A 25,990-nucleotide genomic window follows, 5' to 3' on the forward strand; every position below is an offset into this window, starting at 1 on the left:
AAAACGGCGGCTAAAAATCGGGTTGTGCTTTTGGCTTTATTATTGGCTATCAGTTGCAATCCAGTTTTTAGCCGCTGTGTTTTTTAGGGCTGTATTTTTCGTTTATTTCTTTTTGGATGCACAGATACATGAGCAATGTTTACCGCATCGCACTCACTCCCGGTGAACCGGCTGGTATAGGCCCGGATTTAGTCATTACCTTGGCGCAAGAAGCGCAGCAGCATGAAATTGTTGCGATTGCTGATCCGCAGTTATTGCAAGCTCGCGCCCAACAATTGGGTTTGCCTCTGCGTTTGCGTGAAATTAATCTGCACGAAAAACCGCGCACGAGTGTTGCGGGCGAGCTTGCGGTATTGCCTATCGCACTTGCGCAAACAGCTGTACCGGGCAAGTTGAATGTCAGCAATGCGCCCTACATTTTGCAAACACTGGATGCTGCAATTACCGGTTGTATGGCAGGGCATTTTGCTGCGCTTGTGACTGGCCCTGTACAAAAGAGCGTGATCAACGATGCGGGCATTCCATTCAGCGGTCACACTGAATATCTTGCTGAAAAAACCAATACCCCAAAAGTAGTCATGATGTTGGCGACCGAAGGTTTGCGTGTTGCATTGGCGACCACACATTTGCCGCTCAAAGATGTCGCCGCCGCCATCACTGACGACGAGCTCACGCAAGTAACTGAAATTTTACAGCGCGATATGCAGTTGCAATTTGGTATCGAGCAGCCGCGTATTTTAGTGTGCGGATTAAATCCCCACGCCGGTGAAGGTGGCCATCTTGGGCGCGAAGAAATTGATGTGATCGAACCGGTGCTGGAAAAGTTGCGCGCGCGCGGAATGAATTTAATTGGCCCTTTACCGGCAGATACTTTATTCACGCCCAAATATCTGGATAAAGCCGACGCGGTGCTTGCGATGTATCACGACCAAGGCCTGCCTGTATTGAAATACAAAGGGTTTGGTCAAGCTGTGAATATTACCCTTGGCTTGCCAATTATTCGCACCTCGGTGGATCACGGCACAGCGTTGGATTTGGCGGGCACAGGTAAGGCCGATTTAGGTAGCTTGCGCACCGCGCTTGCATATGCACAGGCGATGGTTGCAGCAAAACACGCGCGCTAATTATTGGAAACATTGTATGAAAAAAAATTCTGGTTTGCCTTTGAGTGCCAAGGCGCACTCAAATACAGAGTCACAACACAAAGCGCGTAAACGATTCGGGCAAAATTTTTTGATCGATCATGGCATCATTCGCGAAATTGTCCGCGCTATCCATCCGCGTAAAGATGATTTGGTAGTAGAGATCGGGCCGGGCAAAGGTGCTATTACCCAGCTCTTGGCTGATGCTTGCGATAATTTGCATGTGATCGAACTGGACCGTGATCTGGTGCCTTGGTTGAAAGTTAAATTTGAAAAGTACCCTAATTTCCAGTTGTTTCAAGCCGACGCATTGCAGTTCGATTTTGCCCAATTAATCCGCGATGAAAAGCCGCTGCGTATTGTGGGTAACTTGCCCTATAACATTTCTACACCGCTTATTTTTCATTTGCTGTCTTATGCCGACAAAGTGCAAGACATGCACTTTATGTTGCAAAAAGAAGTGGTGAAACGTATGGCCGCACAAGCGGGCGATAGCGCGTACGGTCGTTTAGGAATTATGGTGCAATATTATTGTGCCGTAGAAGATTTATTTGACGTGCCGCCAACATCGTTTGACCCAGCACCGAAAGTTGATTCTGCTATTGTGCGTTTGGTGCCTCACACAACGCTGCCCTATGTTGCAAACAATGTGAAAACATTGGAAACGCTGGTGAATGTTGCTTTTCAGCAGCGCCGTAAAACCCTGCGCAATTCACTCAAACAATTACTTACTGCAGAACAGTTAGAAGGCTTACCTGTCGATTTACAACTGCGGCCGGAAGACATTAGTTTGGCTGAATATGTTGCTATCAGTAATTTACTCGGCGATCTTTCAGTGCAGCATCGTCCGACCGAAGAGGCTGAATAATATGTCTGCTATTCAGGTGAGTGTAAAAACAACGTATATTGCAGCTCAGTCTGTGCCAGTTGAAAATCGATATGTATACGCCTATACCATCACTATCGCCAATAATAGTGATGAGCCTGCACAGTTGATTAGCCGTCATTGGCGCATCACCGATGCCAATGAAAAATTACAAGAAGTGCAAGGTGTTGGTGTTGTTGGTGAGCAGCCTCACATAAAACCGGGTGAAAGTTATACTTATACCAGCGGTGTTATTCTTGAAACCGAAACCGGAATCATGGAAGGCACATATCATATGCGCGCTGATGATGGCGCGATGTTTGATGCAGAAATTCCTACCTTTGCATTGGTTCCTCCTCACGCTATTCATTAATTCGGCAGACTTTTTATTATGGCGACATATGCAATTGGTGATATTCAAGGTTGCCTTGAGCCCTTGCAATGCCTGTTAAAAAAAATTGCGTTTAATCCTGCACGTGACAAGCTTTGGCTTGCGGGTGATTTGATTAATCGCGGGCCGGATTCTCTGGCAACGCTTCGTTTTTTATATAAGTTGCGCGATTCAATCACCATTGTTTTAGGTAATCATGATCTGCATTTCATCGCGGTTTATTACGGGTTGCGAAAGCAGGGCAAAAGCGATTCTCTTGATGAGTTGCTGATTGCACCGGATCGTGCAGATTTGGTTTATTGGTTGCGCCATCAAAAACTGGTGCATCACGACCCTGACCTGGGGTTTACCATGGTGCATGCAGGAATTCCCCCACAGTGGAATTTGACAGATGCAATGGCGCACGCGCGCGAAGTAGAAACGGTATTGCAAAGTAATAATCCAGAAAAATTGTTGGCCGGTATGTACGGTAATACACCTAGTGAATGGAATAATAACCTGACAGGTGTTGAGCGCTTGCGCATTATTACCAATTACTTTACACGCATGCGTTTTTGCAGTGCGAGTGGTGAATTGGAGTTGCAAACCAAAGAAAGCGCAGAGGCTGCTCCTATCGGTTTTTCACCGTGGTTTTCTTTCTCTGAACGTAAAACTCGCAATGAAAAAATTATTTTTGGGCACTGGGCCGCGCTTGAGGGAAAAGTCAAATCCAATAAAGTTTTTGCCTTGGACACTGGTTGTGTATGGGGGGGTTCGCTCACTGCATTGCGTTTGGATGATGAAGAAAGGTTTTCATGTGATTGTCCCGCATAATTGAATAAAAATTGTGCTTTTGTAACAGTTTGTATTATTCAGTTTCAATTCAATTTCATTTTACTAGTATGCCCTTGGACATTCTTGATGATGTCAGTGTATTTATCAGAGGACAGATTATGAAAATGAAATTACTTACCGCTATTATCGCCGCTACGGGTTTTGCTGCTGCACCTTTCGCATTTTCTTCCACTTACCAAGGTGAAGTTACCGCTGCCTATTCTGATGTTAATCCTGATGCCACATCGACAGATGCTTATGAAGCAGGCATACAAGGAAAATATTATTTTTCTCCTGTTGATACGAGCCAGCACCCATTGGCAGAAGCAGCTTTTCTGGAAAAAGCGAGCAACATTTACGTATCCGCAGCTACCAAGGAATGGAAAGGTGATGGATTTCGTTCTGATATCTATGCACGTGAAATAGGCATAGATTTTTATATTCCGGATAGTATTTTTTATCTCGGAGCCGGTGTAAGAGAAAACAAAAATCAAACTAAATTTGCTGCTGATCCTGATAATGGGTCAGGTGAGGTACGTTTTGGAATGCCATGGCAATCTCAATGGTTTGTCAAGGCGGGTGTCTCTCCTGTTGATGGCTTATTAGTGTGGTCTGAATTTGTGGAAGATGTTGATGTATCCGAGCAATGGAACATCAATGGAAAATACGTAATAGCCTTGGCGGGTGAAAAGGCGTTGAACTTCGAAGCCAGTTACGAAAATTCCGATGATTTCTTTCCTGCAGAAACCTGGAGCGCGGCAGCCGATTTTTACTTTGATCGCCATTTAAGTGTAGGGACTGGTTTTACTCATGAGACATTTGAAAACGATGGCTTGATTCAAGGGAAGGATGCTACCGATTATTTTATCCGCGCACGTAATTATTTTACCGATAACATCGGAGTGGAGTTGGAATACACCTCTGGTGAGTTTGAAGATGCGTTGACTCTGGGGGCCAGTATTCGCTTTTAATGTGATTGCCTAAACAGTAGTTCTACATTTTCAAAAAACTCTATATTTTTTGAAAAAAGCGCCAAGCCGATAACGCTTGGCGTTTTTCATTTTCGTTATATAAAACACTATGTTTAGTTTATAAATTTTGTTTGTAAATAACGGCTTGCGTTTTATACGCTGCGGTTTATAGTTAAAACGTTAAAGTAAGTGCCAACAACTTAATTTTTGTTGTTTGTGGGTTGTTGATTGCAATATAGAGTTCAAATAGTGAGTTGGAATTTAGGTGGCCGGTAATTCTGTGTAAGAGTCTGGTGCGTCCTGTTTTCTGGCATTCTCGTCTGTAGCCAGTTGGCTGTTCTGTTGTCAGGTTGCGCCTTGGTCCCGGTTGTTTAAGCGGGCAGTTTCACCTGATTCCTCTGCTGGAATAGATCCAGCGTTTTTCCGTTTTAGATGATTTAATTTTCTCAAAGCGGATGCTGATGAAAAGTAGTTATGAGCAATGGTTTATTCCTGCCAAAAGTCTGGAAGGGGTTTGCTCATCTCTTCGTTGCGATTTCCACAAGCAATAAGCGAGAAAAAGGAGTCCGCAGTGAAACTTAAGCCCTGTTTGCCGAATAACAATTTGCATAGGCTGTTTTTGATTTTGTTGCTGTTGCCAGTTTCAGCATCGGCTCAAGATTCAAAATACAATATGACTCGTGGCGCAACGGACATCAGCCAGCAAGTGTATGACTTGCACATGATCATTTTTTACATCTGTTGCGTTATTGCTGCCATCGTATTTAGCTTGATGTTTTGGTCAATCATCCATCATCGAAAATCCAAAGGGGCAACGCCAGCGCAATTTCACGGTAGTTTAAAAGTAGAAATTCTGTGGACGGCAATCCCCGTCGTTATCCTTGTGGTAATGGCTATTCCTGCCAGCAAAACATTAATTGCTATGGAGGATGCATCCAAAGCGGATCTCACTGTGCTGGTGACGGGTTCGCAGTGGAAATGGCATTACAAATACATGGAGTATCCCATCGAGTTTTATTCTTTGCTTGCAACGCCGCGCGACCAAATCGAAAACCAGGCAGAGAAAACCGAGCTCTATTTGCGCGATGTTGATAAACCATTGGTGTTGCCCACCGGTAAAAAAATCCGTTTTTTAGTCACCGCTGATGATGTGATTCACTCCTGGTGGGTGCCTGCATTTGCGATTAAAAAAGATGCCAATCCCGGGTTCATTAATGAGACATGGACCAAAGTGGATAAGCCTGGAATTTATCGCGGCCAATGTGCCGAGCTGTGTGGGAAAGACCATGGGTTTATGCCGATAGTGGTGGATGTGAGAACGCCGGAAGATTTTGAGCGATGGACGCAAGAGCAAATTGAAATTCAAGCACAAGCATTGGCCGCTGAAAAAGAGGCGGCAGCGAAAACCCAAGGTTTGGATGAATTGATGGCGCTTGGGCAAAAAGTGTATGAAACCCATTGCGCTATGTGTCATCAGGTGTCCGGTGATGGGTTACCTGGTGCTATTCCTGCACTCAAAGGCAGCAAAATGGTAACGCAGGATATTCCTGCTCATATCCACATAGTGGTTTACGGCAAACCAGCAACAGCAATGCAGGCGTTCGGTAAGCAGTTAAGTGCCAGTGAATTGGCAGCGGTGATTACCTATGAGCGCAATGCCTGGGGCAACAATACCGGTGAGTCAGTGCAAGTGGCGGATGTAGCTGCCGTTATCGATGCAGGAGAATAACAATGAGCGCAGAAAATTCACGTCCGCTAACCGATTCCGCTCATGCGCATGACGAAGCGCATGACGAAGCGCATGATCATAAACCAACAGGGATCACTCGCTGGTTATACACCACCAATCATAAAGATATAGGCACACTTTATTTATTGTTTGCACTGCTGATGTTGTTTATTGGCGGCAGTTTGGCAATGGTGATACGCGCTGAATTATTTCAGCCGGGTTTGCAATTTGTTGATCCGCATTTTTTTAACCAGATGACAACGGTTCATGGTCTGGTGATGGTGTTTGGCGCAATCATGCCCGCCTTTGTCGGCTTGGCAAATTGGATGGTTCCTTTAATGATTGGCGCTCCAGATATGGCATTGCCACGCATGAACAACTGGAGTTTCTGGATACTGCCATTTTCATTTTTTATTTTATTGTCCACTTTATTTATGGAGGGTGGTGGTCCGGCAGCGGGTTGGACTTTTTATGCTCCGCTTTCGACAACCTACAGCAATGACAGCACTGCATTTTTTGTGTTTGCGGTGCATTTATTGGGTATCTCTTCAATCATGGGCGCGATGAACGTTATCGTCACCATATTTAATTTGCGCGCCCCCGGCATGACCTGGATGAAAATGCCCTTGTTTGTGTGGACTTGGCTGATCACCGCGTTTTTATTAATTGCAGTTATGCCAGTGCTGGCAGGAACTGTGACTATGGTGTTGACCGATAAATATTTTGGCACCAGTTTTTTTGATGCGGCAGGCGGTGGTGATCCGGTGCTGTTCCAGCATATTTTTTGGTTTTTTGGGCACCCTGAAGTCTACATTATGATTTTGCCCGCTTTCGGTATTATTTCCAGCATCATTCCTGCTTTTTCACGTAAGCCATTATTCGGTTATGAGTCCATGGTGATTGCCACGGCGAGCATTGCATTCCTCTCATTTATTGTGTGGGCTCACCATATGTTTACAACGGGAATGCCCGTGGCCGCTGAATTATTTTTTATGTACACCACCATGCTGATCGCTGTGCCTACAGGAGTAAAAGTATTTAATTGGGTGGCAACTATGTGGCGTGGCTCAATGACATTTGAAACGCCAATGATGTTTGCAGTTGCTTTTATTGTGCTGTTTACGATTGGCGGATTGTCCGGCCTGATGTTGGCTATTATCCCGGCTGATTTCCAATATCAGGATACCTATTTTGTGGTTGCGCATTTTCATTACGTGCTGGTGACGGGCGCGCTCTTTGGAATTATTGCTGGTGTTTATTTCTGGATTCCAAAATGGACCGGTGTGATGTACAGCGAGCGTTTGGGGCAGTGTCATTTTTGGTGTTCATTAATTTCCGTCAACATGTTGTTTTTCCCCATGCACTTCGTTGGGCTCGCTGGCATGCCTCGGCGCATTCCGGATTACGCTTTACAGTTTGCCGACATGAATGCCTTTATCAGTATTGGTGGTTTGTTATTTGGTTTGTCGCAGTTGTTATTTGTCTGGGTTGTATTTCGCTGTATGCGCGGCAAAGGTGAAAAAGCCACAACCCAAGTGTGGGAAGGTGCACAGGGATTGGAGTGGGAAATTCCATCGCCTGCTCCTTACCACACATTTGAAACACCTCCGCGAGTGAAGTGAATGCTAAGTAGTCGATAAACGGGAGCAAAAAATGGCATCGCATAAATTGCTCGTACGCAAGCTGATCGTGGTGTGTATCGCCATGTTTGGTTTCGGGTTTGCGTTAGTGCCTTTGTACGATGTGTTTTGTCGCTATACCGGTATTAATGGAAAAACAGAAAATACCGCTGCACCTGTGTCAAAAAAAGTAGATGAAAGCCGCGAGGTTTCAGTGGAGTTTCTGGCTAACCGGGACCCAGGTATTCCCTGGCGTTTCGCGCCGGAAATAGAACGTATTGTTGTTCATCCGGGGCAAATTAAAATCATTCATTTTGAAGTGGAAAATTTGAGTTCAGAGGCGATGATCGGGCGCGCAGTGCCATCAGTATCCCCGGGTGAAGCAGCGCGTTATTTTAAAAAAATAGAATGCTTTTGTTTTGTTGAGCAGCCTTTGGATAGTCGCGAACATAAATCAATGCCGGTGCAGTTTTATATCGATCCGGAACTGCCTGAACGTTTTACAACGATCACTTTGTCGTACCGTTTGTATAAGAGCACGCTGCATACCGCTAATCGCTGATGCATGTAAACAAAAGAATGCAGTCATCCAAACCGGCACTGCCGGAAAATATGGAGGTAGATCATGGCAAATGGTTACCAGAAATATTATGTCCCTCACCACAGTAGTTGGCCCATTGTGGGAGCAATTGCCTTGTTTATGATTGGTTATGGCGCGGCCTTCTGGATTAATGCCTTGGCCAAAGACCAGCACGGCATAGGCTGGTTTTTATTAATTATCGGTTTCGCGTTGCTGTTCTATATGTTGTTTGGCTGGTTCAGCAATGTGATTGACGAGTCGATGGACGGGCTTTATAGCCAGCAGATGGATCGCTCTTTTCGGCAGGGCATGAGTTGGTTTATTTTTTCTGAAATTATGTTTTTCATGGCATTTTTTGGCGCGCTCTTTTACGCGCGCATGATTGCAGTGCCCTGGTTGGATGGTGCAAGTAATAATGCTATGACGGCAGAAGTTCTCTGGCCTAATTTTGATGCTGTCTGGCCTTTGGTCAAAACGCCCGGTGGTGTAGAAACCCAGGCAATGCCATGGGAAGGTATTCCACTTTACAACACGCTGATACTGCTTGCGTCATCGGTAACCCTGCAGTTTGCGCATATCGGCATAGAGCAGCGCAAATATACCCAACTCGGTTTTTTCTTGCTGATGACAATTATTCTTGGGGTGATTTTTTTATGCTTACAAGGTTATGAGTATGTCCATTCTTATCAGGAGTTAGGCCTGCGTTTGGATTCCGGTATTTATGGCAATACGTTCTTTTTATTGACCGGCTTTCATGGTCTGCATGTAACGCTAGGTGCAATTTTCTTAACGGTGATTTTTCTACGTATTTTAATCAAAGGCCACTTTACACCTGAACGCCATTTTGGTTTTCAGGCAGCGGCCTGGTATTGGCATTTTGTAGATGTGGTTTGGCTTAATTTATTTATCTTTGTCTACGTCTTGTAATTTTTCTGAGACAGCGATTATTTAATTAATACGGGCGTGGGTTGGGTGTAATAACGCCTGTTAATAACAGAATAATCAGTAACAAAATTACTGCTGCAGAAAAAATCAGGCGACGGCCTAAAAACTTGGACATCTTGGGTGCTGCTTCATCGTTTTTTAACATCACCAGCAGTGCCTGAAATAAACTGAAAACAACAATTGCCAATAACACAACAAGGATGATTTTAATCAGCATAGGATCACCATTGCGGGAGTGAGTGTATGACTATTATAGCGTTCAATCGCTATTGGGTCGTCCGGTGGCCGTGGGTATGCGTAAATTTTCTGGCAGTGCTGCTGTTGCTGGGGTTATCCCTGTGGCAATGGCAGCGTGCGCAAGAAAAATACCAAACCCTGGAGCGCATTGCTGATTGGAAAAAACTAGGTGCCGCCAATGTTTTCAGTTTATTAGCAACGAGTGCGGATAATCGCGATGGTGTGTACATGGAATTTTCCGGGCGTTGGTTAGCGCCTGCGGTATGGTTGCTGGACAATCGGTTGGTGAATGGTCGTGCAGGTTACGATGTATTGATTGCCGTTAAAGATACTTCATCACCAGAAACTACACCTGCGATTTTGTTAAATCTTGGCTGGGTTGCGGCTCCGGCTTCGCGCGCATCGCTTCCCGTAATTGAAGTTCCTCCTGTGTTAACGGTGCAAGGCATTTTCCGCACACGCACAAAAGGTGTTTTGTTAGGTACAAATATCGAAAATAACGATCATTGGCCCATCCGGATTCAACAGGTAGATTCGTCCCTTTTATCCAACGCTATCGATACATCGTTGGTGCCTGGTGTTGTTTATCAGGAAAAAAATTCTCCGTTTGTTATTCATTATCGCCCGGTAATGCTGCCGCCAGAACGCCATAAAGCCTATGCATTGCAATGGTTTTTATTAGCTTTAGCCGTTGTGGTCGTTGCATTGGCGGCCAGCGGCGGTAAAAAAATACAGGAGCCACAACAATGAATAGCCGTACGTTTTTTTTACTTTTTTGCTTGTGTGCAATTGTGCCTTTGGCGGCGGCCAAGTTGAGTTTGACCATGGGTTGGTTTAGCCATTCAGGTACCAACAAAGGTATTTGGATGGAAAAGGAAATACAGTTATTGCCCGACATGACAAACCTGCAGGGCAACACGTTTTCCAGTGCTGAAGTTCATTGGCGATTGGTATACGTGCAGGCAGAAATATGTGATACCTACTGCGAGCAGGCGTTACTGACATTACAGCAGTTGTATTCCGGACTTGGCCGTAAACAACTAAAAATAAAACCTTTGTTGCTGGCTCCTCCGCAATCGAACGTTAAGCAAACCGCGCAGTTACAGCAATGGCCCAATATTGATTGGCAACCTGCATCATTTGTTGTTCCTGAATTGCAAAATCACATTGTGATTGTCAATCAGCGTGGCTTGGTATTGTTGCGTTATCCCATCACCGCTAGTCCTGAGCAGATGCGTGACCTTGCAAAAGACATACGCACAGATTTACTGCATCTGATTAATTATGATCGGAGCGGAACATGAAAACATTTACTGCCCTGATTAATTGCACGATTTTACTGACGCTCATGGTTATTGCGTTGGGTGCATATACCCGTTTGACGGATGCCGGACTTGGTTGCCCGGACTGGCCGGGCTGCTATGGAAAACTCACCGCGCCTTTGCATGATGGGCATGTTGCTGAAGCGCAGCAAAATTTCCCTGATGCCACGGTTGAACCACACAAGGCCCATAACGAAATGATGCATCGTTACATTGCGGGTTTGTTGGGTTTGTGTGTGCTGGCAATAACTTTTTTTTGTTTCTGGTTAAAGCAGTACCGTATTGTTGGCATAGTGATTTTGCTGTTGGTAATTTTTCAAGCTGCCTTGGGAATGTGGACAGTAACATTGAATTTATTGCCGCTGGTTGTGCTGGCGCATTTGTTGGGTGGTTTTACGCTGTTTAGTTTGCTGGTATTGCTGCGCGTAGAAATTGCATCGCAACAAAAACAATTGGCGACAGAGCCTGCATTGGGAAATCTATTGCCACTGGCCTATTTCGCACTATTGGTATTACTCATCCAAATTTCATTGGGTGGGTGGACTTCCAGTAATTATGCAGCCACCGTGTGTTATCAATTGCCTTTCTGTGAAAGCGGTTGGCAGGAACGATTTTCATTCCAGGCTGCGTTCAGCATGCCACTGGGTCATGATACTTATGAGTTCGGTGTTTTATCGTACGAAGAGCGTATGAGTATTCATGTATTACACCGGATGGGCGCAATTTTTACCTTATTAGTGCTAGGAACATTTGTGTTTTTATGTTGGCGGCGTGCGGTTAGTAAAATAATGCGTTTTATGACGTGGGCGATAGGTTCATTGTTGTTACTGCAGTTAACGCTGGGGCTTATTAATATCCTTGCCCAGTTACCGCTGTTGAATGCCGTTGCTCATAATCTTGTGGCTGCCAATATGTTAATGATGTTGGTAGTGTTTATCCGGCAAATACATTTGCGAAAAACGGAACAGTATAAAGCGCACACACCCATCATCGAAAAAGAGCGGCCAATCATTAGTTAGCATGCGAATAACATTTTTTTAAGACGCAATTTCGGTTGCAGCATTCGTAGGGAGAAAATTGCAATGGCTATTATTAAACATGCTGTTTCACCTGCATTGTATCGCCTCACCCTGTTCAATTATTGTCGCCAGTATTGTGGCGATTATTATCAGCTCACCAAACCTAAAGTGGTTGCGTTATTGGTTTTGACAGCATGGGTGGGAATGATGCTCGCAACACCCGCCGTACCGGATCTGTTATTGGTTGTAGTTGCTTGCCTCGGTATTGCAATGGTGTCTGCGGCTGCCGCTGCTTTTAACCATGTGCTTGATCAGAAAATTGATGCACAAATGGCGCGTACTTATCATCGCCCTTTACCTAAAGGCCGTTTATCAACTGCCGAAGCGGTAGTCTTTGCTTGCGCATTGGCATTGGCAGGTTTTTTTATTTTATTTTTTGCGGTAAATGCGCTCACCGCTGTGCTGACGTTATTAGGGTTGTTTGGCTACGCTGTGATTTACACCTTGTTGCTCAAGCGCGCAACACCACAGAATATTGTGATAGGTGGAATTGCTGGTGCTTTGCCTCCGGTGCTTGGCTGGAGTGCCATGACCGGGCAGGTGAGTGGTGAATCGCTATTGTTAATGATGATTGTATTTACCTGGACACCTCCGCATTTTTGGGCGCTGGCCATTCATCGTGTCAATGATTATGCGCGCGCGGGTATTCCCATGTTGCCTGTTACCCACGGCATTGATTTCACCAAAACATTAATTTTGCTGTATACCTTTTTGTTGTCTGTTGTGTGCTTGCTTCCTTATCTTGTGGGAATGAGTGGTGTTATTTATTTACTGGGTGCTGTGGTATTGAGTGTGAAATTTATTGCCCACGCATGGCAATTAAAATTTCGTGCGGATGCTACAGCGGCTATGAAAACATTCCGGTTTTCGATTGTGCATCTTATGGTGTTATTTCTTATTTTACTGGTGGATCACTATGCCTATTGGAATTGGCAAATGTTATCGCCTTGAATATAAGGCGATACTCTTATCGATGACCATGATGTGTTTCTGCAATCCGTTGTGGGCAGAAACGGCGTCGCTATTACAGATAAAAAATGCATGGATAAAAATGGCTCCTCCGGGATCAACTGCCAATGCGGCCTATATGGAGTTGTACAACCCTGACAATAAACCGCTGGTTATCACCGGCTTATCTTCGCCCTGTTGTGCGGCGCTCATGCTGCATCGCACTGTATATAAAAATGATAAGGCGATGATGGAGCACGTGGATACATTGACAATCCCCGCTGCAAAACAGATTGATCTGAAACCGGGTGATTTACATATAATGTTGTTACAAGCTGAGTCACCTTTTCTGTTGGGAGATAAAATTGCCATAGAACTATTATTCTCCGATGGGCAACAACAAACCGTTTATTTCCCCGTGAAGGTAAATGGCAATGACTAGCCAGCGGGTGGGGCTGATTCTGGCGGCAATTTTGTGCGTGTTACTGGGTGTTGTCAGCGCCAAACATTTATTTGCCGCACTGTCTTCCAAGCCTCTTGTGTTGACGAGCGTACAGTTATTGCCAGAGCCAAAACCATTGCCCTCTGTCATGTTGCGCAATGCCAATGGGGATGCTTTTGCACGTGAAGACTTTTATGGGCGCTGGAGTTTGGTTTTTTTTGGCTTTACGTCATGCCCGGATTTTTGCCCTATGGAGCTGCAAAAACTCAGCACATTATTAAAGCTATCGCAGCAATCAGATAATCATGTACAGGTTGTGTTTGTGAGTGTAGACCCAGAGCGGGACACAGCCGAAAAGCTCGTGCAGTATGTTGCTTTTTTTCACCCGAATATTATCGGGTTGCGTGGCGATAATCCGGCGATAGCCAGTTTTGCCCGCTTTCTCGGCGCAGCCTATGATCGCTCTACCGTTATTGATAAAAAAGTTGTAACTATTCCGGCGGGAGTCGCGATGCCGGTTAACGCAGGCGGGCAGTATCTGGTCAATCATTCGACCCGTGTATTTATTATTGATTCACAGGGTAAATATATAGGTTCGATCGCCAATGCCGAAGCGCCGCAAATGGTGTGGGAAGATTTACAAAAATTGTTTTAGCGTTAGCAGTTATCGTATGAACTGTTTTGAATTGCATTTGGTCTAATGCATTAGGTGAAGTCGGCCGCGCCAACTTCTATACTCATAGCACAATCCAGGTTCTCGGAGGCAGTATATGATTTCCCATGTTGCTGGTCTGTTTACCCATCCCCATAAAGAATGGGAAGAAATTCGCGATACGCAAGAAAGCGTTTCCCATTTGTATTTTGCCCATGTGCTTTTTCTTGCGTTAATTCCTCCTGTCTCCATGTACATTGGCACCACTAAAGTAGGATGGACGATTGGCAACGGCGCGCCGGTTATGCTCACCGAATCCAGCGCGGCAATTATGAGTGCACTGATGTACTTGGCTATGCTCAGCGGCGTGGCGGTTATCGGCATGTTTATCAACTGGATGGCCCGCACCTATGATTCATCCCCCGGACTTGCCCGCTGTATTGTGTTTGCCGCATACACCGCGACCCCTTTATTTATTGCCGGACTTTGTGCGCTTTACCCTAATGTCATACTGGCAATGCTGGTGGGGATAGGTGCAATTTTTTATACAGTCTATTTGCTCTATATGGGCATTCCCATTTTTATGAAAATTCCTGAAGACGAGGGATTTATTTATTCAAGCTCAATCCTCACGATTGGCTTGGTCATGTTTGTATCGATTATGGCAATCACTGTTTTGATCTGGAGTTTCGGCTTCGGGCCTGCCTATACCGGTTAATTGCTTTTTTGGAGTCGGCCGTACAAAAAATTACTGGACACTTAATCCTATTTCCTATCAAATTCCTCCCCCAAAGAGTCGCCTTTAGACTCGCTCAAACTGGGCTCAATATGCGTTCGAATGCATATTGAGCTTGTCTCGTTTCTGGCATTTCAATTCGTATATAACTTGGAGAATCCAATCTTCAGGGTAATTTTTTGCTAAAGGGTAAGTGTTCTTATGGATTTTACTGTAATGAGGGATGCGTGTATTAAGCGTCTACCCGAGATCTTTATACTTGGGTTGATGGCAGTTCTGCTTTGGTCGAACCTTTCTTTGCTTTTAACAGTGGATGTTTGGCGTAATGATTCAATGTATTACGTCAGTAGTTATGACGATAAATTATCCGATGAGGGACGTTGGATTAACCATCTTTTTTTTCGCTTTTTGCAACTTGTGCCAAGCGATCTCGCCATATTGATTAGCTATTTTTGCGTCATTATTTTTACTGCTGTGGTTGCTTACCGGGTAACCAAGAACATATTTTTCTCTACAGCGTTTGGCATTTTATGTGCGCTTACCCCTGTGTTACCTGTTCAACTTGAGTGGCCTGAAACCTTACTTTTTGGGTTCATTACATTGGCGCTCTCACCGATGTTGCAAACAAAACTGCCAGAGCGATACTTTTTTCCTGTGGTTGCCATTTTATTTATGGGAACGTTTAGTGCGTTTTATTTTTTAATGCCGCTGTTATTCTTAAGTGGGATGAACTATTCACGGTTTTGGCGGTTATTGTTAGTCTGGGTATTGGCGTTCGTGATGGCATACGTTGTTACGAATTGCTTGATTTATGCGCTGACCGGAAATTTTATTCAGCTAGCGAGCTGGAGAAATCCACACTATCTGCATAGTGTTGACGATCTATTGTTAAATCTGGAAAACATACAGCGCGCTATACACATTCATGCAGAAAAAATGGAGTCGTTCCTCAAAAAAGGCGTCCTGGCGTTACTACTCCTGGCTAGTGTTGTTGTTTCGATACGAAAGAAGCAATATTGGCTACCTGTAATTGCAATCATTTGCAGTTTGGGTGTTTACGCATCTACGCTTCCTGTCGGAATTTATATTCAGGATCGAACTACATTAACAGCCTTTATCGGTTTATTTGTTGCTCTATTTCTAGCGCCATATACCTCCAGAAAAGCGCTTTTGGTAATAATGATCATTATGTTTATATTGGCCGTTCGCATGGCGAAGGTCGGGCATGAGGGGATTAGTTGGTATAAAAGTTATACTGAGATGCTGACCACACAGATAATGTCAGTTATTGCTGCTCCACCGGAAGAGGCCTGGCGCGTATTTGTTGTTGCAGAGATGGCTGAATCACAAAAAATGTTTAGCATGATTGATCGCAATATTGCTAAAAAAAATCTGTACTCGGAAGGATTTTCCCACCCTCAGTATTGGGTGCCTGTCATGAAAAAATTAGGTTATACACAATTTAGGGTTTGCCCTGATTTACAAGGTTGGGATTGTGACCAGATAGCATCTAGTTATCAGGAGAGAGAAAAGTTTCAGCGTGAACAAGGCTTATTTATCAGTCGCCGCTTACCGGGTGGTGATGTGCTACTTATGATTAATCCTCTAGCAATCAAATAAGTTATTCCCCCCCCCTTTCGCTCAAAGAAGCAAAGGGGGGTATCTATTAAAGTTGTTTGAACGTCTCTGCTGCTGCTGCCAGCGTCTTATTAATATCTTCATCCGTGTGGGCAGCTGACATAAAGCCGGCTTCATACGAAGCGGGTGCCAGATAAATTCCTCGTTCTAACATGCCGTGGAAAAATTTATTGAAGCGCGGAATATCACATGCCATCACTTGTTTAAAGTTGGTGACTTTTTTCTCGCTGGTAAAGAAGAAACCGAACATGCTGCCGACGTGGTTGGTGGTGAATGGAATTCCGGCCTCGTCGGCGAGTTTTTGTAAACCTTCTACTAATTGTGTGGTGCGCGCGCACAGGTGTTTATAAAAATCCGGTTGTTCCAACAGCTCTAACGTTTTTAAACCGGCAGCCATGGCAACCGGGTTTCCGGATAATGTTCCCGCCTGATACACGGGGCCAGAGGGCGCAATCATTTGCATAATATCGCGACGGCCGCCGAAAGCGCCGACGGGCATACCACCGCCAATCACTTTGCCGAGCGTAGTGATATCGGCCTTGATGCCGTAATGACCTTGCGCGCCTGTGTGGCTGACGCGGAACCCGGTCATGACTTCATCCAAAATTAATACGCTGCCGTATTGATCGCACACTTCGCGCAGGCATTCCAAAAATCCGGCAACCGGTGGAACACAATTCATATTGCCGACAACGGGTTCGACAATAATGCAGGCGATCTGATCACCCAATTTTGCAAAACACTCGCGCACTTGTTCGGCATTGTTGTAATCGAGTGTGAGCGTATGGTCGGCCAACACCGCAGGCACACCGGGTGAACTGGGGACACCGAGTGTGAGTGCGCCTGAGCCTGCTTTAATTAATAGCGAATCGGAATGGCCGTGATAGCAGCCTTCGAATTTAATAATTTTGTCGCGCTTGGTGAACGCGCGTGCGAGGCGGATTGCACTCATGGTGGCTTCAGTGCCGGAGCTGACAAAGCGCACCATATCCATGCCTGGCATTAATGTGCAGAGTTTTTCTGCAAGGGTTGTCTCGCGCTCGGTGGGCGCACCAAAACTTAATCCATGTTTTGCTGCTTCAATCACTGCGTTGATAACCTCGGGGTGCGCATGGCCTAATACCATTGGTCCCCAACTTTGTACGTAATCGATATAGCGTTTGCCATCGGCATCCCATACATAGGCACCTTGGGCTTTCTCAAAAAAAATGGGTGTTCCACCTACCGCTTTGAATGCGCGCACCGGTGAATTAACTCCACCGGGAATTGTTTTTTGGGCTTGTAAAAAGAGTTCTTCGGAGCGGCTCATAATGAATCCTGATCAATAAAATGTAATCTACAGATTAATAAATTTTCTGGCGTGTTCTGTGATGTCACTTGCTGAAAACAAGCTGTGGCAAACGGCGAGCATATCGGCACCGGCATCCAGCAGTTGTTTACCGTTATCCAGTGTGATGCCGCCAATCGCCACAATCGGTGTATTTCCAAATTGCGCGCGCGCCTCGCTGATTAACGATATAGGCGCAGGGCGCGCATCGGGCTTTGTGCTCGATGGAAAAAAACGGCCAAAGGCAATGTAGTTGGCGGTGTCGTTAATGGCTTGCTGAGCCAGTGCAAGTGAAGCGTGGCAAGTTACACCGATAATGGCACTGCTGCCTAAAATAAGGCGTGCTGCTACGGGGTTTGTGTCGTCTTGCCCCAAATGCACACCATGCGCGCCACTGTTTTTGGCGAGCTCTACATCATCGTTAATCAATAATTGCGCCTGACATTGATTGCAAAGCGTGAGTAAATGTTTTGCTTCAAATAAACGGCGAGCATGATCCGCTGATTTATCGCGGTACTGCACCCACTTGCAACCGCCTTGTAATGCAGCTGCTACCGCACTGAACAGTGAGTCACCGGGCAGTAATTGTGAATCGGTAATCGCGTAGAGTTTGCTTGTCATATTAAAACGGCCTTACGACGACCATGATCACGATGCCAACCAATAAAAACACCGGTAGCTCGTTAAATACACGGAAAAATGTATGGCTTTTGGTGCAGCGATCATCGCGCAGTTGTTTCCAATAGGCGATGCATGCATGGTGATAACCTGTCAGCAAAACGACGAGTACTATCTTGCACCAGAACCACATTTGCGTTGAGTAATAACCCCAGCCGAGCCACACCATCCAGATACCAAAAATATAGGTAGCGCCCATCGCCGGGTTGGCGATACCGCGCAATAGTTTTCGCTCCATTATTTTGAAACGCTCGCGGCTAATGTCATCCTCACTCATGGTGTGATAGACGAATAAACGCGGTAAATAAAATAGTGCGGCCATCCAGCTAATAACGGAGATGATGTGAAATGCTTTAATCCAGAGCATGTGAGCGTCTCAATAAAATGATGTCGTAGCTAGACGTCAGATACGGTAATAGTCGTTAATTTTGCTGCGTGTGATTATACCCAAGGGCTGGTGCGTATCGTTAAGGGATTCTACCCAGAGCGCATCCAGCTGTTGGTGGTTCATCAATTCAAGTGCTTCAAACAAATTGGCATCGGCAGGAATACGTGCAAGGTCATAACGGCGCGCCGGTATTTCTTGCAGATTGAGCTTGTCGTTGGCATCGATGTCTTGCAAGTGCGCGTGGAGATCGGCCGGTTGCAGCAGTTGGCTGCTTTCGCGCAGCAAAATCCAATGCGGGTGGTGGCTCAGCAATTGTTGCGCTGCGTTTGCATCGAGGAGGTTATCACTCACGACTAAATGGCGATCCATAATGCCACGCACACCCGTGCGGCTCAGGAGTTGTTCCATCGCTTCCGCACTGCGGAATTTCCCTTGTATGCGCAGCACATGCTGGAATAATCCATCGCATTTAAAGACCCAGCGCGTGGTCAGGCAGGCGGCAATCACCACCAACATGCTGGGAAAAATAATATTGGGGTTATAGGTGAGTTCGAGAATGGCCATCATGGATGCAAGAGGTGCATTCAGTGTTGCGCCCATCATCGCCCCCATACCCAATATCACATAGAACCCAATAGCACTGGCGGAATTGGGCATGAGCCACTGGGCTGCGCAACCCACTGCGCCGCCAACACAGGCTCCAATAAACAGGAGCGGGCCAACAACCCCGCCGGGCATTCCAACACCAAGACTGAAAGACGTGGCGAAGAGTTTGGTGACGGCAATAGCTAGTAACAGCGCAAAGCCTATCTCGCCACCAAGAGCGCTGCTGATAGTGTCATAACCAACGCCCATAATCTGTGGAATCCACAGGGCACATATTCCGGTTAATAATCCTGCCAGAGCAAAGCGCAGTGCGATGGGGCGGTTTAGTGCCCAGCGGCAGCTCGCACCGTGAAGGCGGATATAGGCAGCGGCAAAGATCGCGACCACCAAACCGACGGCAGCCATGAGCGGTAATTCACGTAAATCGCCCATGACAGATTGGGCATTCATAAAGGCGATCTCAGGGCCGAAGGCGAGTCTGGTCATGGTTGCACCTGCAACGGCGGCGAGTGTAACGGGGATAAAGCCGACGATGGTGTACTCCAGTATCACCACTTCCATCGCAAAAATAACGCCGGCCATCGGCGTGTTAAAGCAGGCTGCGATAGCCGCAGCGACACCGCAGCCAGCGAGCGGCCGCAAGGTGTTGGCAGGCAATTTTAGCCACTGGCCAAGCAAGCTGCCGCTACCAGCGCCCAAGTGCACAGCAGGGCCTTCGCGGCCTACCGATTGCCCGGTGAGCAAACAGGTAGCGCCGCCGAAGAATTGCGTAATAACATTGCCCAGCGGCATCCGCCCCTGATGATTTTGCAGGCGGTCCATCACATGACCGATGCTGGTAGCGTGATGGCGCTTGTCAACCAATTGTAGGACGACCCCCAAGAGCACAGCTCCCGCCACCGGCAAGACAAAGTGAGTTATCGAACTGACACCCTCAAAGTTTTCAAAGTTATCGGGCAAAAAATAGCCGAGAGGGATTTCAACTAGCCAGCGGAATAACACAATCACTGCACCTGCGATAACCCCAGTCAGTAAACCCAGTAGAGTCAACAGTGGCAGTGAATCGGCTCCGGCGAGCTGGTCGCGCAGTGATTCGGCGCGCAGCGAGAGTCGTGTGGTGGGTTGGTTAGTGGATGTTGGTTCAATCGACACGCTGGATTCCTATTCGGCTATTTATCCGGTTTATGAGAATGACGGGCAGCTTTTTCTTTCGATTTATGGACAAGGCTCTTATGATAGCCGTCTTTCGCTATTCGCTATAAGTGCGATCACATTGAACAAATTTATCGAGTGTTAGGGGGTTGAGGTGACTGGGGTTAAGGTAATTAAGGCAGCCATCGTCGGCGGAACCGGTTATACAGGCGTCGAACTTTTACGTTTGTTGGCCAAACATCCACAGGTTGAAGTGACGGTAATCACCTCCCGCGCGGAAGCGGGCACTAAAGTTGCCGATATGTACCCCAGCTTGCGCGGCCACGTCGATCTGGCGTTCACCGAGCCCGATGTTGCGGTTTTGGGTGAGTGCGATGTAGTGTTTTTCGCCACTCCCCACGGTGTTGCGCAGAACATGATGGGCGCGCTGATGAATACCAAGGCGCGCATTATCGATTTGTCGGCAGACTTCCGTATCCGCGATGTACCTTTGTGGGAAAAGTGGTACAACCAAACCCACGGAGCCCCTGGCCTTGTTGCACAGGCGGTCTATGGTTTGCCAGAAGTGAATCGCGACAAAATTCGCACTGCGAAATTGGTCGCGTGCCCTGGTTGTTATCCAACAGCGACCCAGCTGGGCTATTTGCCGTTGATCGAAAATAATCTGGTTGACCCAACTCGTTTGATTTCGAACGCCGCAAGTGGCGCAAGTGGCGCAGGTCGCCAGGCAAAAATCGATAATCTACTGATGGAAATTAGCGATAGCTTTAAAGCCTATGGTGTTGCCGGGCACCGCCATTTACCTGAAATTGAGCAGGGGCTTCGCGATGTCCAACCAGCAGGCGTAGCACCTGTTTCGTTAACCTTTGTTCCGCATTTGTTGCCGATTATCCGCGGCATACACGCTACCCTGTATGCAACTGCGCTCGATGTAAACACCTTGCCGGATTTGCAAAAACTCTACGAACAACGTTACGCCAATGAGCCTTTTGTTGATGTATTGCCGGCAGGCGAGCTTCCACAAACTCGCTCGGTTAAGGGCTCTAACGTTTGCCGGATTTCGGTTCTGCGTCCGCAACAGCGCGATACGATTGTGGTGTTATCTGTTATCGATAACCTCACTAAAGGTGCATCCGGCCAAGCCATTCAGAATATGAACATTATGTTTGGCTTTGATGAAAAAGCCGGACTGGATGTTGTTGCACTATTGCCTTGATCCTTCTACTCATCATGGGTGTGGCCGCATAAAGGTCACACCTAATTACTGCTAATAATAAATGCTATGAATTCATCCAAAGCCAAAGTGAAAGGTTCGCCGGTGTATCGCATGAAAGTGGTGCCTCATCGGCCATTGAAAAATGTTTTGGTGATCTTGGCGTTATCACTGCTAGTCGCGATTGCCTTGGCTGCAACTTATTATTATGCCCAGCACAAAACCAGTCATGCACTGTTATCGCCAGAAGAGGCGCAATCACTTCGCGCGCAATTGGAAAAGTTGACCCAAGAGCTGGGTGATTCCAAGCGAGAGTTGGCTAAATATCAGTTGAACGCAGAGGTTGATCGTCAAGCAGGCGAAGATTTACGTAAGCGTGTATTGGAGTTGCGTGAAGAAAAAGCTGCATTGCAGCGCGATGTTGAGGTGTACCGCATTCTCACATCGAAAAAGAGCGCCAATCCGATGGGAATCAGCTTCGGTATTTTCTCGGTTGCGGCATTGCCTGATAACAAACACCAATTCAAATTGGTGGTGCAAAAGCTCGCAGAGGGTGACGATGAGTTTTCAGGCAATCTACGTGTAGATGTCATTGGTTTGCGTGATGGAAAAGAAGCTGTTATTTCATTACATACACTGGCCGTCAACAAAGAGGGCGGTGAGCCATTGGCAGAATCAATTCCTCTGAATTTTAAATTTTTCCAGAATATAGAAACTGAAATCCTGCTGCCCCAAGGGTTTGATCCTGATCGGGTCGAGTTGACAGTAAAGTCCAGCGCCAAACGCAATCCGGTGACTGTCAAAGCAGAACTTGAATGGCCAGAAATCAAATAAAACAGTAAAGGTTAAGGAGTCTCCTGATGGCGTTTTCCAACAATCACACGCTTATTTCACGCGCAACCAGAGTCATTGGAGATTTGTATTTTAGTGGTGAGCTGCAACTGGAGGGCAAAGTGACAGGAAACATCGTCGCAGAAGATGAGAAGGATGCAAAGTTGGTGATCGCTGATACAGGTTTGGTTGAAGGTGAAATTCGTGCGCCTGTCGTGATTGTGAATGGTAAGGTTGTGGGAAATATTTACTCCAGTAAACATTTGGAACTGGCGGCCAAAGGTAACGTAACGGGAACTGTGCATTATCATTCTATAGAAATGGTCAAGGGGGCCCAGTTGAACGGCAGTATGGTCAACAATCAACAAGAGCCTTCGGGAACCATGGATATATCAGCTAAGGCGCAATAGTTGACTGTTTTACTAGGGTAAAGGGATAATAAATCCCGCCCTCAAGGGTTTGGTTGTTTCCGGAGTGTTTATGTCTACCGCTGAAGTCTATATCCCTCAGGTCGTCACCGTGACCGATAGTGCGATTGCCAAGGTCAGGAGTTTGATAGAGGAAGAGGATAATCCGGATCTGAAGTTGCGTGTTTATGTTACAGGAGGGGGTTGTTCTGGTTTCCAGTACGGCTTTACCTTCGATGAGGCCGTGGCTGATGACGATTCTGTTGTTGAGCGTGATGGTGTCAAAGTCGTAGTAGATGCGATGAGTTATCCGTATCTTGTTGGCGCTATTGTGAACTATGAGGAAGGGCTACAAGGCTCCAAATTCGTCATCCAAAATCCTAATGCATCCAGCACCTGCGGCTGCGGCTCGTCCTTCAGTATCTAATTTTCACCATATTGATGTTCGTTGGATTACGCGTAATAAACTCCGCCCAAAATCACTTCCCGATTTGCTCCTGTCACCGCGCGCAAGTTTCCTGACTTGCGATGCATAGTTTGCTGTGCCAGCCAGGCAAAAGCCATTGCTTCTATCCACTGTGGGTCAACACCTAACGCAGAGGTGCTCATCACCGTGCTATTCGTTAATAAATTTGCCAAGCGTTGCATTAAGCGAGTGTTATAAGCACCTCCGCCACAAACGAAAATTTCTTTTTTTGCTGGTGAAAGTTGGTTAATGCTAGTGGCAATAGAGGTGGCGGTTAGCTCTAATAGAGTAGCTTGCACATCCACAGCTGCAGGTTGTGATGGCAGTATGTGCAAATGATTATCTAGCCATGTGCGATTGAAATTCTCCCGTCCAGTGCTTTTAGGGGCAGGCAATGAGAAAAAAGCATCCGACAATAGAAGGTTTAGCAACTCAGGGTTAACGCTCCCTGTTGATGCCCAGTCTCCATTTGCATCGTAAGATTTATTAAGATGCGTTTGCACCCAGTTATCCATCAGGACATTTCCCGGGCCGGTATCAAAGCCGGATGTTTTTCCTTCGGCTGGAAGCCAGGTGATATTAGCCATCCCTCCAATATTCAGGATAACCCTGTCATGCTTCTGGCTTTTAAATACGGCCTGATGAAAGGCCGGTACTAGTGGAGCTCCTTGCCCTCCAGCGGCCATATCCCTGCGGCGAAAGTCTGCCACCGTTGTTATTCCTGTTAGCTCTGCAATGAGATTGGGATCCCCAATCTGCAAAGTAAATGTTCCTTGGATTGAGCCTGGCGGCCGATGACGGATGGTTTGGCCGTGGCTGCCAATAGCTACAACATCGTGATTAGCAATTTTGGCCTTGCTGAGTAAGTCGAGGCTTGCTTGGGCAAATAGTTGTCCAAGTTCAGTATCCAAAGCGCACATGCGATCTATCTCATTTTCATCAGGCAATGAGAGTGCATGTATCTGTTGTTGTATCTTATAAGGAAGAGGAAGGCTGTGCTGGGCAATTAACTTTGGTGAGAATTGTAAATCTACCAATGCGACATCTATAGCATCAGCGCTGGTGCCAGACATCAAACCTATATAAAGCTGGCGTTGTGTCATGTGGAGTTTCTGTATTAATTACTGCTATCAGTTTTAGCCACAGCCAAACGGTTGGATGATTTGTATTGATCCAATTTCGCGATAAGTGGACGTGTGGTTTCGTTAAAGCGAGCCAACTCGGATTTTTCTATGCCAATCGATTTCGGCAGTGGAACTGTTACAGGGTTACGCACTTGCCCATTAACATGGAACTCATAGTGCAAATGAGGCCCGGAAGCTAATCCAGTAGAGCCAACGTAGCCGATAACATCGCCTTGGCTTACACGAGCGCCTGTTTTCATTCCTTTAGCAAAACCGTTCATGTGACCGTAAAGTGTTTCAATACCTTGACCGTGTTGGATCACAATACAGTTGCCATAGCCACCTTTACGGCCAGCGAAAGCAATTTTCCCATTGCCTGTCGCTCGTATGGGGGTGCCGCGAACTGCTGCGTAGTCAGTGCCTTTGTGTGCGCGAATAATATGTAGCACGGGATGTTTGCGGTTTAGACTGAAGTGCGAACTTATGCGGGCAAATTCGATAGGGGTGCGCAAAAACGCTTTATGCATCCCACGGCCATCTGGAGTGTAGTAATTGCTTGAGCCATCTTTTGATGTATAGCGAACGGCTTTAAACGTTTTTCCGTTATTGGTGAACTCTGCTGCAAGTATTTTACCTGTGCCAATACGTTTACCATCAAGGAATTGTTCTTCATACATCACCTTGAAGTTATCGCCTTTTTGAATGTCCAGAGCGAAATCGATGTCCCAGCCAAAAATATTGGCCAGCTCCATGGTTAAATTACTCGGCATTCCTGCGCGCTTGCCTGCCATGTAAAGTGAGCTATCAATCGATCCTTGGCGAAATGCGTATTTAACATCCGGCTTTAAATTAACTTCCTTACCTGTAAAACCTTTGGTGCCACGCTCGAAACTCAAGCTATTGAGGTTATCGATAACGTAATTCAATCCTTGTAGTTGTCCGTTCTCAACCAAGAATGACATTTTTTGACCAGCGCGAATATTGCGAAGGTCTTTTGCATCTTTGGCATCACTAAATAATTCATAAATAGCGCGATCAGTTAAACCGGCACGCTTGAATAGAATAGACAGGTTGTCACCATTTTGGATGGTGAACTCTTTCCACTGGGGAATTTCAGGTTGGCGTTGAGCTGGTTTGCTTGTGTCTGTTTGGGCTGCGACGTTCTGGATTATTGTTTCTACTGCAGGAACTGCTATAGGAGTGGCTTGAGTATCTATGCCTTGAATTTCGAGACCTGGAATATTTTTGCTTGGTATGCTGGCTGTTTCTGTATTGCTATGTTGTTCACTGGCTAAAACGATTACTAAAACAAAAGATAAAGCGACGGCCACTGCGAAGTGCTCGCGTGGTACATATTGAAACAGTGTCGATCGGGCGATGTGGTAATAATTCTTTATTGTAAGCATGTGTAAATATTCGCACTTCTTTATATATCAGACACTTGAGATGACCAGATCACGTAATTTCGAAAAAAATATATAGAAAAGTGATCCAAGAAAAAGCATTTATAGCAGAAAAAAATGCCCTTAACACCCCAAAATTTCATCTTGTTGCAATAAGTCTTTGCTTTAGCCTTGAATTTGAAGAGAGATACGGTATCTTTGCCGCCTTTTTGTCTCAAATCGAAACACAATTAACAGGCGTGGTTGGTGCGTATGACGGCTATTGACACAAATTTTCTACAAGAGT

At 46.1% G+C, this 25,990-nt stretch carries 30 protein-coding genes (1 of these 30 only partly in view); 23 read left to right on the forward strand and 7 right to left on the reverse strand.

The features are described 5' to 3' along the window. Positions 1-128: 128 nt before the first annotated feature. From pdxA to VC28_RS19025, 9 genes are all read left to right on the forward strand, one after another. Positions 129-1,124: a 4-hydroxythreonine-4-phosphate dehydrogenase PdxA gene (pdxA, locus tag VC28_RS18985; RefSeq protein WP_049632017.1), complete on the forward strand. Its 996-nt coding sequence runs from the start codon at positions 129-131 to the stop codon at positions 1,122-1,124. Between the two features lie 16 nt (positions 1,125-1,140). After that, positions 1,141-2,010, forward strand: coding sequence for a 16S rRNA (adenine(1518)-N(6)/adenine(1519)-N(6))-dimethyltransferase RsmA (gene rsmA, locus VC28_RS18990; protein ID WP_049632018.1), 870 nt, complete (start codon positions 1,141-1,143; stop codon positions 2,008-2,010). Position 2,011: 1 nt separating this feature from the next. Further along, positions 2,012-2,380 carry a Co2+/Mg2+ efflux protein ApaG gene (gene apaG / locus VC28_RS18995; protein WP_049632019.1) on the forward strand — a complete coding sequence of 123 codons (369 nt, stop codon included), beginning with the start codon at positions 2,012-2,014 and terminating at the stop codon, positions 2,378-2,380. 18 nt (positions 2,381-2,398) lie between these two features. Beyond that, on the forward strand, positions 2,399-3,211 hold the full coding sequence (locus tag VC28_RS19000; protein ID WP_049632020.1) for a symmetrical bis(5'-nucleosyl)-tetraphosphatase: 813 nt from the start codon (positions 2,399-2,401) through the stop codon (positions 3,209-3,211). A 119-nt stretch (positions 3,212-3,330) separates the two neighbouring features. Then, positions 3,331-4,182 carry a putative porin gene (locus VC28_RS19005; RefSeq protein ID WP_049632021.1) on the forward strand — a complete coding sequence of 284 codons (852 nt, stop codon included), beginning with the start codon at positions 3,331-3,333 and terminating at the stop codon, positions 4,180-4,182. 571 nt (positions 4,183-4,753) lie between these two features. Then, positions 4,754-5,911: a cytochrome c oxidase subunit II gene (gene coxB, locus VC28_RS19010; protein WP_231591859.1), complete on the forward strand. Its 1,158-nt coding sequence runs from the start codon at positions 4,754-4,756 to the stop codon at positions 5,909-5,911. A gap of 2 nt (positions 5,912-5,913) precedes the next feature. Continuing rightward, positions 5,914-7,533 carry a cytochrome c oxidase subunit I gene (ctaD, locus tag VC28_RS19015; protein WP_049632022.1) on the forward strand — a complete coding sequence of 540 codons (1,620 nt, stop codon included), beginning with the start codon at positions 5,914-5,916 and terminating at the stop codon, positions 7,531-7,533. A 31-nt stretch (positions 7,534-7,564) separates the two neighbouring features. Continuing rightward, positions 7,565-8,092 (forward strand): cytochrome c oxidase assembly protein, encoded by a 528-nt coding sequence (locus VC28_RS19020; protein WP_049632023.1) that lies wholly within the window; start codon positions 7,565-7,567, stop codon positions 8,090-8,092. Positions 8,093-8,155: 63 nt separating this feature from the next. Beyond that, complete coding sequence (locus tag VC28_RS19025) at positions 8,156-9,037, forward strand: cytochrome c oxidase subunit 3 (RefSeq protein WP_049632024.1); 882 nt, start codon at positions 8,156-8,158, stop codon at positions 9,035-9,037. A 25-nt stretch (positions 9,038-9,062) separates the two neighbouring features. On the opposite strand, the gene VC28_RS19030 is transcribed toward VC28_RS19025, so the two are convergent. Next, positions 9,063-9,272 (reverse strand): DUF2909 domain-containing protein, encoded by a 210-nt coding sequence (locus VC28_RS19030; RefSeq protein WP_049632025.1) that lies wholly within the window; start codon positions 9,270-9,272, stop codon positions 9,063-9,065. 26 nt (positions 9,273-9,298) lie between these two features. Here VC28_RS19030 and VC28_RS19035 point away from each other — a divergent pair, with 26 nt between their 5' ends. From VC28_RS19035 to VC28_RS19070, 8 genes are all read left to right on the forward strand, one after another. After that, positions 9,299-10,042, forward strand: a complete 744-nt coding sequence (locus tag VC28_RS19035) for an SURF1 family protein (protein ID WP_049632026.1) — start codon at positions 9,299-9,301, stop codon at positions 10,040-10,042. Beyond that, a complete protein-coding gene (locus tag VC28_RS19040) occupies positions 10,039-10,596 on the forward strand; it encodes a hypothetical protein (protein ID WP_049632027.1) in 558 nt (185 codons plus the stop codon). Before VC28_RS19035 ends, VC28_RS19040 begins: the two co-directional genes overlap by 4 nt. Continuing rightward, the gene (locus VC28_RS19045) at positions 10,593-11,633 is read left to right on the forward strand and encodes a COX15/CtaA family protein (protein WP_049632028.1); all 1,041 of its coding nucleotides are present in this window, start codon (positions 10,593-10,595) and stop codon (positions 11,631-11,633) included. The genes VC28_RS19040 and VC28_RS19045 overlap by 4 nt, the downstream gene beginning before the upstream one ends. A gap of 63 nt (positions 11,634-11,696) precedes the next feature. After that, positions 11,697-12,644, forward strand: a complete 948-nt coding sequence (gene cyoE / locus VC28_RS19050; RefSeq protein WP_082191630.1) for a heme o synthase — start codon at positions 11,697-11,699, stop codon at positions 12,642-12,644. Beyond that, on the forward strand, positions 12,610-13,083 hold the full coding sequence (locus tag VC28_RS19055) for a copper chaperone PCu(A)C (protein WP_082191631.1): 474 nt from the start codon (positions 12,610-12,612) through the stop codon (positions 13,081-13,083). The genes cyoE and VC28_RS19055 overlap by 35 nt, the downstream gene beginning before the upstream one ends. Beyond that, the gene (locus VC28_RS19060) at positions 13,076-13,738 is read left to right on the forward strand and encodes an SCO family protein (RefSeq protein WP_053094239.1); all 663 of its coding nucleotides are present in this window, start codon (positions 13,076-13,078) and stop codon (positions 13,736-13,738) included. The genes VC28_RS19055 and VC28_RS19060 overlap by 8 nt, the downstream gene beginning before the upstream one ends. A gap of 115 nt (positions 13,739-13,853) precedes the next feature. Then, positions 13,854-14,453 carry a Yip1 family protein gene (locus VC28_RS19065; protein WP_049632031.1) on the forward strand — a complete coding sequence of 200 codons (600 nt, stop codon included), beginning with the start codon at positions 13,854-13,856 and terminating at the stop codon, positions 14,451-14,453. 219 nt (positions 14,454-14,672) lie between these two features. Beyond that, complete coding sequence (locus VC28_RS19070; protein WP_156184374.1) at positions 14,673-16,091, forward strand: hypothetical protein; 1,419 nt, start codon at positions 14,673-14,675, stop codon at positions 16,089-16,091. A 46-nt stretch (positions 16,092-16,137) separates the two neighbouring features. On the opposite strand, the gene hemL is transcribed toward VC28_RS19070, so the two are convergent. Genes hemL through VC28_RS19090 form a run of 4 tightly spaced genes read right to left on the reverse strand, consistent with a single transcriptional unit; the run spans position 16,138 to position 20,260 of the window. Further along, positions 16,138-17,418, reverse strand: coding sequence for a glutamate-1-semialdehyde 2,1-aminomutase (hemL, locus tag VC28_RS19075; RefSeq protein WP_049632033.1), 1,281 nt, complete (start codon positions 17,416-17,418; stop codon positions 16,138-16,140). Positions 17,419-17,445: 27 nt separating this feature from the next. After that, positions 17,446-18,057 (reverse strand): thiamine phosphate synthase, encoded by a 612-nt coding sequence (thiE, locus tag VC28_RS19080; protein ID WP_049632034.1) that lies wholly within the window; start codon positions 18,055-18,057, stop codon positions 17,446-17,448. Between the two features lies 1 nt (position 18,058). Further along, positions 18,059-18,481, reverse strand: coding sequence for a protoporphyrinogen oxidase HemJ (gene hemJ / locus VC28_RS19085; RefSeq protein WP_049632035.1), 423 nt, complete (start codon positions 18,479-18,481; stop codon positions 18,059-18,061). 36 nt (positions 18,482-18,517) lie between these two features. Then, positions 18,518-20,260, reverse strand: a complete 1,743-nt coding sequence (locus VC28_RS19090; RefSeq protein ID WP_082191632.1) for a chloride channel protein — start codon at positions 20,258-20,260, stop codon at positions 18,518-18,520. Positions 20,261-20,414: 154 nt separating this feature from the next. Between VC28_RS19090 and argC the strand changes: the two genes are divergently transcribed. The 4 genes from argC (at position 20,415) to erpA (ending at position 23,138) form a co-directional block, all read left to right on the forward strand. Then, the gene (gene argC, locus VC28_RS19095) at positions 20,415-21,476 is read left to right on the forward strand and encodes an N-acetyl-gamma-glutamyl-phosphate reductase (protein ID WP_049632036.1); all 1,062 of its coding nucleotides are present in this window, start codon (positions 20,415-20,417) and stop codon (positions 21,474-21,476) included. 66 nt (positions 21,477-21,542) lie between these two features. After that, entirely contained in the window at positions 21,543-22,307 is a 765-nt protein-coding gene (locus VC28_RS19100; RefSeq protein ID WP_049632037.1) for a DUF6776 family protein, read from the forward strand. Positions 22,308-22,333: 26 nt separating this feature from the next. Further along, positions 22,334-22,714: a bactofilin family protein gene (locus tag VC28_RS19105; RefSeq protein ID WP_049632038.1), complete on the forward strand. Its 381-nt coding sequence runs from the start codon at positions 22,334-22,336 to the stop codon at positions 22,712-22,714. 70 nt (positions 22,715-22,784) lie between these two features. Then, positions 22,785-23,138: an iron-sulfur cluster insertion protein ErpA gene (erpA, locus tag VC28_RS19110; protein WP_049632039.1), complete on the forward strand. Its 354-nt coding sequence runs from the start codon at positions 22,785-22,787 to the stop codon at positions 23,136-23,138. Positions 23,139-23,164: 26 nt separating this feature from the next. Here the strand turns inward: erpA and VC28_RS19115 are convergent, their stop codons facing one another. Continuing rightward, on the reverse strand, positions 23,165-24,280 hold the full coding sequence (locus tag VC28_RS19115) for an anhydro-N-acetylmuramic acid kinase (protein ID WP_049632040.1): 1,116 nt from the start codon (positions 24,278-24,280) through the stop codon (positions 23,165-23,167). Between the two features lie 14 nt (positions 24,281-24,294). Further along, positions 24,295-25,707 carry a peptidoglycan DD-metalloendopeptidase family protein gene (locus VC28_RS19120; protein WP_053094240.1) on the reverse strand — a complete coding sequence of 471 codons (1,413 nt, stop codon included), beginning with the start codon at positions 25,705-25,707 and terminating at the stop codon, positions 24,295-24,297. 80 nt (positions 25,708-25,787) lie between these two features. On the opposite strand from VC28_RS19120, the gene VC28_RS19815 reads away from it, so the two are divergent. Then, positions 25,788-25,970: a hypothetical protein gene (locus VC28_RS19815; RefSeq protein ID WP_156184375.1), complete on the forward strand. Its 183-nt coding sequence runs from the start codon at positions 25,788-25,790 to the stop codon at positions 25,968-25,970. Beyond that, positions 25,957-25,990: the start of a tyrosine--tRNA ligase gene (tyrS, locus tag VC28_RS19125; protein WP_049632041.1), read on the forward strand. It continues 1,274 nt past the right edge of the window; the window shows 34 of its 1,308 coding nt (coding positions 1-34); it begins with the start codon at positions 25,957-25,959; the stop codon falls past the right edge of the window. The genes VC28_RS19815 and tyrS overlap by 14 nt, the downstream gene beginning before the upstream one ends.

This window comes from Cellvibrio sp. pealriver (genome assembly GCF_001183545.1).
Taxonomy (GTDB): domain Bacteria; phylum Pseudomonadota; class Gammaproteobacteria; order Pseudomonadales; family Cellvibrionaceae; genus Cellvibrio.